Annotated in this window: 5 protein-coding genes and 2 pseudogenes; 6 read left to right on the top strand and 1 reads right to left on the bottom strand. The window is 39.3% G+C overall.

Going from position 1 to position 7254, the window contains the following annotated elements; genetic code table 11:
* Positions 1-214: 214 nt before the first annotated feature.
* The 4 genes and pseudogenes from HT701_RS09365 to HT701_RS09380 all read left to right on the top strand — a co-directional run.
* Positions 215-720, top strand: a pseudogene (locus tag HT701_RS09365) (DUF1919 domain-containing protein); the annotation flags it as partial.
* 73 nt (positions 721-793) lie between these two features.
* Positions 794-2923 (top strand): Tex family protein, encoded by a 2130-nt coding sequence (locus HT701_RS09370; protein ID WP_014017280.1) that lies wholly within the window; start codon positions 794-796, stop codon positions 2921-2923.
* The gene (locus tag HT701_RS09375; RefSeq protein ID WP_172931456.1) at positions 2910-3359 is read left to right on the top strand and encodes a SprT family protein; all 450 of its coding nucleotides are present in this window, start codon (positions 2910-2912) and stop codon (positions 3357-3359) included. Before HT701_RS09370 ends, HT701_RS09375 begins: the two co-directional genes overlap by 14 nt.
* Positions 3360-3417: 58 nt before the next feature.
* Complete coding sequence (locus HT701_RS09380; protein ID WP_172931457.1) at positions 3418-3690, top strand: PspC domain-containing protein; 273 nt, start codon at positions 3418-3420, stop codon at positions 3688-3690.
* 142 nt (positions 3691-3832) lie between these two features.
* Here the strand turns inward: HT701_RS09380 and HT701_RS11600 are convergent.
* Positions 3833-4022, bottom strand: a pseudogene (locus tag HT701_RS11600) (hypothetical protein).
* A gap of 427 nt (positions 4023-4449) precedes the next feature.
* On the opposite strand from HT701_RS11600, the gene HT701_RS09385 reads away from it, so the two are divergent.
* Together HT701_RS09385 and HT701_RS09390 are read left to right on the top strand one after the other, a co-directional pair.
* Complete coding sequence (locus HT701_RS09385) at positions 4450-5208, top strand: ABC transporter ATP-binding protein (protein WP_000173372.1); 759 nt, start codon at positions 4450-4452, stop codon at positions 5206-5208.
* A gap of 1 nt (position 5209) precedes the next feature.
* Positions 5210-7198, top strand: coding sequence for an ABC transporter permease (locus tag HT701_RS09390; protein ID WP_172931458.1), 1989 nt, complete (start codon positions 5210-5212; stop codon positions 7196-7198).
* Positions 7199-7254 lie beyond the last annotated feature (56 nt).

Here is a 7254-nt window from a genome sequence, read left to right on the forward strand (position 1 = left end):
ATTTTTGAATGTTTGGAACACTTTTTTAAAACTAAATGATTATATAATTGAAATAAGAAGAAAATCATTATCAGAAAATTATAGGAGGTAGTAAAATTGACTTGCTTAATCAGTGTTATTTTATTACATCAAGGAGATAAAAATAGTTTATTAGAGTCTTTATTAATAGTTGATAGACAAACATTTAAAGATATAGAAGTTATTATTGTAAAGCCAATATAGAACACCTTTTGTTGGTTTATTTATTCTTCCTGATGATTATTATAAACTTACAAAGGATTTTCGGTACTATATGGAACAAGAACTTGTTTTCGAAGAGGAACTTGTTTCACCGAGCTGGACCCATGAAGTTTATCCTTTGGGGCACTTAGGGGATATAGATATTCATTTTCTACATTATTCTAGTATTGAAGAAGCACGGACTAAGTGGGAAAAAAGAAAAAACGCATAAATTGGGATAATCTATATTTTAAATTTGATAATAAAGATTCAGCTAGTGAAGAAATTTTAAATAAGATGGATAATCTTCCTTATTCTAATAAATTAATTTTAGTCAATCGTCCATATAAAAATTTGAAAAGTCAATGTGTTATTCCAGGTCAGGAACATCTTCCAGAACTGGCTATTATGTCTGATCCATTAAATACTTTTGATATCATGGCTTGGTTAAAAAAGGTGGCAATGCTCTTTAAGTGCAAGTTATTGCGCTGTAGCATATAAATCTATTCCCTACATATTTTTTAAATGTTCTACGAGTTAATTTAAAATGTTTAGCTTGTGGTATAATAGTTTCATGGATAAAAAATATGAAAAAATCTCTCAGGATTTGGGAGTGACGTTAAAGCAAATTGATACCGTTCTAAGTTTGACAGCTGAAGGGGCGACTATTCCCTTTATGGCGCGTTATCGCAAGGACATGACTGGTAGTCTGGATGAGGTGGCGATTAAGGCTATTATTGATTTGGATAAAAGTCTGACAAATCTCAATGACCGTAAGGAAGCTGTCTTAGCTAAGATTCAAGAACAAGGTAAGTTGACCAAGGAATTGGAAGAAGCTATCTTAGTTGCCGAAAAATTAGCAGACGTTGAAGAACTCTATCTTCCTTATAAGGAAAAGCGTCGTACCAAGGCAACCATTGCCCGTGAAGCTGGACTCTTTCCTCTTGCTCGCTTGATTTTGCAGAATATAGTTGACTTGGAGAAAGAAGCTGAAAAGTTCGTCTGTGAAGGATTTGCGACTGGCAAGGGAGCCTTGACCGGTGCAGTTGATATTTTGGTCGAAGCCTTATCGGAAGATGTGACCTTGCGTTCTATGACTTATCAGGAAGTGCTGAGACACTCTAAACTCACTTCTCAAGCCAAGGATGAAAGTCTTGATGAAAAGCAGGTTTTTCAGATTTATTATGATTTTTCAGAGACAGTTGGAACTATGCAAGGCTATCGTACCTTGGCTCTCAATCGTGGGGAGAAGCTAGGTGTCTTGAAGATCGGTTTTGAACATGCGACGGACCGTATTCTTGCCTTTTTTGCTACTCGTTTCAAGGTGAAAAATGCTTATATTGATGAAGTTGTTCAGCAATCCGTTAAGAAAAAGGTCTTGCCTGCTATCGAGCGCCGTATTCGTACAGAATTAACCGAGAAGGCAGAAGAGGGAGCTATTCAACTCTTTTCTGACAACCTGCGCAATCTTCTCTTGGTTGCTCCTCTAAAAGGGCGCATGGTTCTTGGATTTGACCCAGCCTTTCGTACAGGTGCCAAGCTAGCTGTCGTTGATGCAACTGGGAAAATGCTGACAACTCAGGTCATTTATCCTGTTAAACCAGCATCAGCTCGTCAAATCGAAGAAGCCAAGAAAGATTTGGCAGACTTGATTGGTCAATACGGTGTAGAGATTATTGCCATCGGAAATGGTACTGCTAGTCGTGAAAGTGAAGCCTTTGTGGCGGAAGTTCTTAAAGATTTTCCTGAGGTTAGTTATGTCATCGTAAATGAAAGTGGTGCTTCGGTCTATTCTGCCAGCGAACTTGCTCGTCAGGAGTTTCCAGACTTGACCGTTGAAAAACGCTCTGCTATTTCTATCGCCCGTCGTTTGCAGGACCCCCTTGCTGAATTGGTCAAAATCGATCCTAAGTCAATCGGTGTCGGTCAATACCAGCATGATGTCAGTCAGAAGAAACTGTCTGAAAGTCTGGACTTTGTCGTGGATACAGTGGTGAACCAAGTCGGTGTCAATGTCAATACAGCCAGCCCAGCTCTTCTTTCACACGTAGCTGGACTCAATAAAACCATCTCTGAAAATATCGTCAAATACCGTGAAGAAGAAGGAAAAATCACTTCACGCTCCCAAATCAAGAAAGTTCCTCGTTTGGGGGCTAAGGCCTTTGAACAGGCAGCTGGTTTCCTTCGTATCCCTGAAAGTAGCAATATTCTTGATAATACAGGAGTTCACCCAGAAAATTACGCTGCCGTTAAGGAACTTTTCAAACGCTTGGACATTAAGGACCTGAATGAAGAAGCCCAAGGCAAACTCAAGTCTCTTTCAGTCAAGGAAATGGCGCAAGGGCTAGACCTTGGTCCCGAAACTCTTAAAGATATCATTGCAGATCTTCTCAAACCAGGTCGAGATTTCCGTGATTCCTTTGACGCACCTATGCTTCGCCAAGATGTCCTGGATATCAAGGACTTAGTGGTTGGGCAGAAGCTAGAGGGTGTGGTGCGTAATGTCGTTGACTTCGGTGCCTTCGTTGACATTGGAATTCACGAGGACGGTCTCATTCATATTTCCCACATGAGTCGCAAATTTATCAAACATCCTAGCCAAGTGGTGTCAGTTGGAGATTTGGTGACCGTTTGGGTCAAGAAAATTGATACTGAACGTGAAAAAGTCAATCTGTCGCTCCTAGCTCCAGATGAATCTAACTGATTACGTCAAGCAGGTTTCGCTAGAAGACTTCGGCAGACCTTTTATCCATCATGCCCAGTGGAATAGGCGTCTACGTTCGACAGGTGGGCGATTTTTCCCCAAAGATGGGCATTTGGATTTTAATCACAAGGTTTATCAGGAACTGGGGTTGGACGTTTTTAGGAAAATTGTCCGACATGAACTCTGTCATTATCACCTCTATTTTCAAGGAAAGGGCTATCAACACAAGGATCGGGATTTTAAGGAACTGTTGAAAGCAGTGGATGGATTACGCTTTGTGCCCTCCTTGACAAATAGCCACTCTAAACCACTCAAACTTTATCGTTGTCAATCCTGCCAGCAAAGGTATCATCGCAAGCGTAGGATTGATACCAAACGCTATCGCTGTGGACTTTGTCGAGGTAAATTGCTACTAATAAATCAGCCTGAGGACTGATGAAAGCCGAGCCTACCCGTGATATACTATGTCTAACCTAGCAGAAAGAGGAAATATCATGAACAGTAAATTTTATAAAATGAGACGAAATCGCATGATTTCAGGAGTTCTGGCGGGTCTGTCAGACAAGTGGAACTTTGATGTTACCCTGGTTCGTTTTCTATTTGCTATTTTTACAGTCGCAAACTTTGGACTTGGCGTGATTATCTATATCATCCTAGCTTCTATCATGCCAACCAAGGAAAAAATCGAAGCAGAAATGTATGGAACAGGCCCACGCAAACGCAAAGAAGCCCAAGCTATTGACGACAATGAAGGCTGGTTTTGGTGAGGTTTAACAAAAGATTTGGAATAAGCAAAAAGCTTTAAATCAATAGTCTAAACTGCTTGATTTAAAGCTTTTTTACTTTTAATAATATTTCGCCAGTCTCATCTGTAAACTAAAAATATTATTTTAAACTCAGTTTTTTAATCTATTTTTGCTGCTGAGACAATACATTTTTGGAAAAATGGTGGATGCTGATAACAACTGATAACCAGCAAATAACATAAGCAGTGCCGGTAAATTCTGTACCGATAAAGTGTGTGTTCAACTGAGAGCTGACCGATGAATGGAGAGAGCAGATAGAGAAATCCGATGAGTATATGTTCTTTATGTTTCATTAAAGCGCACCTTCTTTCCTTATAGGTTGAACGACTTGCAAGTGTTAAATTGAATGGCATGTTATCTAGGTAACCTTACTAAAATGTTAGTTCCCGCTTCCTCCTTTTTAAAGTAAGCCTTTTCATACTTATATTTTACAACTTTAAAAATAGGAAATCAAATCATTTTCTAAGTAATTTTGCTTACATTTCCCCCAATCTTACAAAAATGTAAGATTAAAGTCTCTTTTGTAAGGTTAGGTTATGGCAAGCGGTCTTTTTTTGATGTAAACTAGACTCATAAAGAACAAAGGAGTAACATCATGAAACAAATCTTACATAAGAAAACAAGAAAACCAAGTCACAAAGATATCGAGCGTGTTCAACTGGGATGCGCTATGATGCAAGCAACATTTCATTTGATGGGATATTAAGAAAGGAGATTCTCATGACACTTTTAGATGTAAAACACGTTCAAAAAATTTATAAAACTCGTTTTCAGGGCAACCAAGTAGAAGCCCTCAAGGATATTCACTTTACCGTCGAAAAGGGTGACTACGTTGCCATCATGGGTGAGTCTGGTTCTGGTAAATCAACTCTTCTCAATATTCTAGCTATGCTGGATAAACCAACTCGTGGTCAGGTTTACCTGAATGGAACTGACACCGCAACCATTAAAAATTCACAGGCTTCTAGCTTCCGTCGTGAAAAGCTAGGATTTGTCTTCCAAGACTTTAACTTGCTAGATACTCTATCTGTTAAGGACAATATTTTGCTTCCCCTTGTCTTGTCAAGAAGACCTATTACGGAAATGATGAAGAAATTGGTGGTGACTGCTGAGAATCTAGGTATCAACCAATTGCAAGAGAAGTACCCTTACGAAATTTCAGGTGGTCAGAAACAGCGTGTAGCAGTAGCCCGCGCCATCATCACAGAACCTGAAATTCTCCTTGCGGATGAGCCAACAGGTGCCCTTGATTCCAAGTCTTCTGCAGCCTTACTTGATGTCTTTGATGAAATCAATGAGCGCGGCCAAACCATTCTCATGGTAACCCATTCCACAGCAGCAGCCAGCAGAGCTAAACGTGTACTCTTTATCAAAGACGGCATTCTTTACAACCAAATCTACCGTGGAGAGAAGACAGAGCGTCAGATGTTCCAAGAAATCTCTGATACCTTGACTGTCATGGCAAGCGAGGTGAATTAGTATGTTTCGATTAACCAATAAGTTAGCGGTATCGAACTTGATTAAAAACCGCAAACTCTACTATCCTTTTGCGCTGGCTGTTCTCTTGGCAGTCACTGTCACCTATCTCTTTTACTCTCTAACCTTCAATCCCAAGATTGCTGAAATCCGTGGAGGAACAACCATTCAGGCTACACTTGGATTTGGTATGTTTGTCGTCACCCTTGCGTCAGCCATTATCGTCCTCTATGCCAATAGTTTTGTCATGAAAAACCGTTCCAAGGAACTGGGGATTTATGGCATGTTGGGCTTGGAGAAGCGTCATCTTATCAGTATGACCTTTAAGGAGTTAGTGGTATTTGGGATTCTAACTGTTGGAGCGGGTATCGGTATTGGAGCCTTGTTTGACAAGTTAATTTTCGCTTTCTTGCTCAAACTGATGAAATTGAAGGTTGAGCTGGTCGCTACCTTCCAAATGAATGTTGTCATTGCAGTACTTCTTGTCTTTGGATTGATTTTCCTAGGCCTCATGTTCCTGAATGCCCTTCGAATCGCCCGTATGAATGCCCTCCAGCTCTCGCGTGAGAAAGCAAGCGGAGAGAAAAGAGGTCGTTTCCTACCTCTCCAAACTATTCTTGGTTCCATAAGTTTAGGGATTGGCTATTATCTTGCCCTTACGGTAACCGATCCTCTTACAGCCTTAACAACCTTCTTCCTAGCTGTTTTGCTGGTTATCTTTGGTACTTATCTATTGTTTAATGCAGGGATTACCGTTTTCCTTCAAATCTTAAAGAAAAATAAGAAATACTATTACCAACCTAATAACCTCATCTCTGTTTCCAACTTGATTTTCCGTATGAAGAAAAATGCAGTTGGACTAGCAACCATCGCTATCTTGTCAACAATGGTTTTGGTAACCATGTCAGCAGCGACAAGCATTTTCAATGCCTCAGAATCCTTTAAAAAAGTGATGAATCCGCATGACTTTGGCATTACTGGAAAAAATGTTGAAAAAGAAGATTTGGACAAACTCTTGAGCCAGTTTGCAAGTGACAAAGGTTATAGTGTCAAAGAGAAAGAAGTGCTTCGTTACAGTAACTTTGGTATTGCAAATCAAGAAGGAACCAAGTTAACTATTTTTGAAAAAGGACAAAACCGTGTCCAACCAAAAACAGTTTTCATGGTATTTGACCAAAAAGATTATGAAAATATGACTGGTCAAAAACTGTCTCTATCAGGAAATGAGGTCGGACTCTTTGCAAAGAATGAGGGAGTTAAAGAACAGAAAACTCTAACTCTGAATGATCATCAATTTTCTGTAAAAGAAGAATTTAATAAAGATTTTATTGTCAACCATGTCCCAAATCAGTTTAATATTTTGACTGCTGATTACAATTATCTTGTTGTACCTGATTTACAAGCCTTTTTGGATCAATTCCCAGATTCGGCTATCTATAATCAGTTTTACGGTGGTATGAATGTAAATATCAGTGAAGAAGAACAACTCAAAGTCGCTGACGAGTATGATAAATACCTCGATCAGTTTAATGCTCAATTAAACACGGAAGGTAGCTATGTGTATGGTAGTAATCTATCAGATGCTAGTGCTCAGATGAGTGCCCTCTTTGGTGGTGTCTTCTTTATCGGTATTTTCCTATCCATTATCTTTATGGTCGGAACCGTTCTGGTCATCTATTACAAACAAATTTCTGAAGGTTATGAAGACCGTGAGCGCTTTATTATCTTGCAGAAAGTCGGTTTAGATCAAAAGCAAATCAAGCAAACCATCAACAAACAGGTTTTAACTGTTTTCTTCCTTCCTTTGCTCTTTGCCTTCATACATCTCGCCTTTGCCTACCATATGCTTAGTCTGATTTTAAAAGTGATTGGTGTAATAGATACGACTATGATGTTGATTGTGACCTTGTCTATCTGCGCTATCTTCCTCATCGACTATGTGTTGATTTTCATGATTACTTCAAGAAGCTATCGCAAGATTGTGCAAATGTAAAAAAAGATACCTCGACTTCAAAATCGAGGTATTTCTTGTATTTTATACTCAATGAA

Source organism: Streptococcus sp. 10824, assembly GCF_013276595.1.
Taxonomy (GTDB): domain Bacteria; phylum Bacillota; class Bacilli; order Lactobacillales; family Streptococcaceae; genus Streptococcus; species Streptococcus pseudopneumoniae.

Coding starts and splice junctions, on each gene's coding strand:
- HT701_RS09375 (WP_172931456.1), top strand. CDS start 2,910: ATGAATCTAACTGATTACGTCAAGCAGGTTTCGCTAGAAGACTTCGGC.
- HT701_RS09370 (WP_014017280.1), top strand. CDS start 794: ATGGATAAAAAATATGAAAAAATCTCTCAGGATTTGGGAGTGACGTTA.
- HT701_RS09380 (WP_172931457.1), top strand. CDS start 3,418: ATGAACAGTAAATTTTATAAAATGAGACGAAATCGCATGATTTCAGGA.
- HT701_RS09390 (WP_172931458.1), top strand. CDS start 5,210: ATGTTTCGATTAACCAATAAGTTAGCGGTATCGAACTTGATTAAAAAC.
- HT701_RS09385 (WP_000173372.1), top strand. CDS start 4,450: ATGACACTTTTAGATGTAAAACACGTTCAAAAAATTTATAAAACTCGT.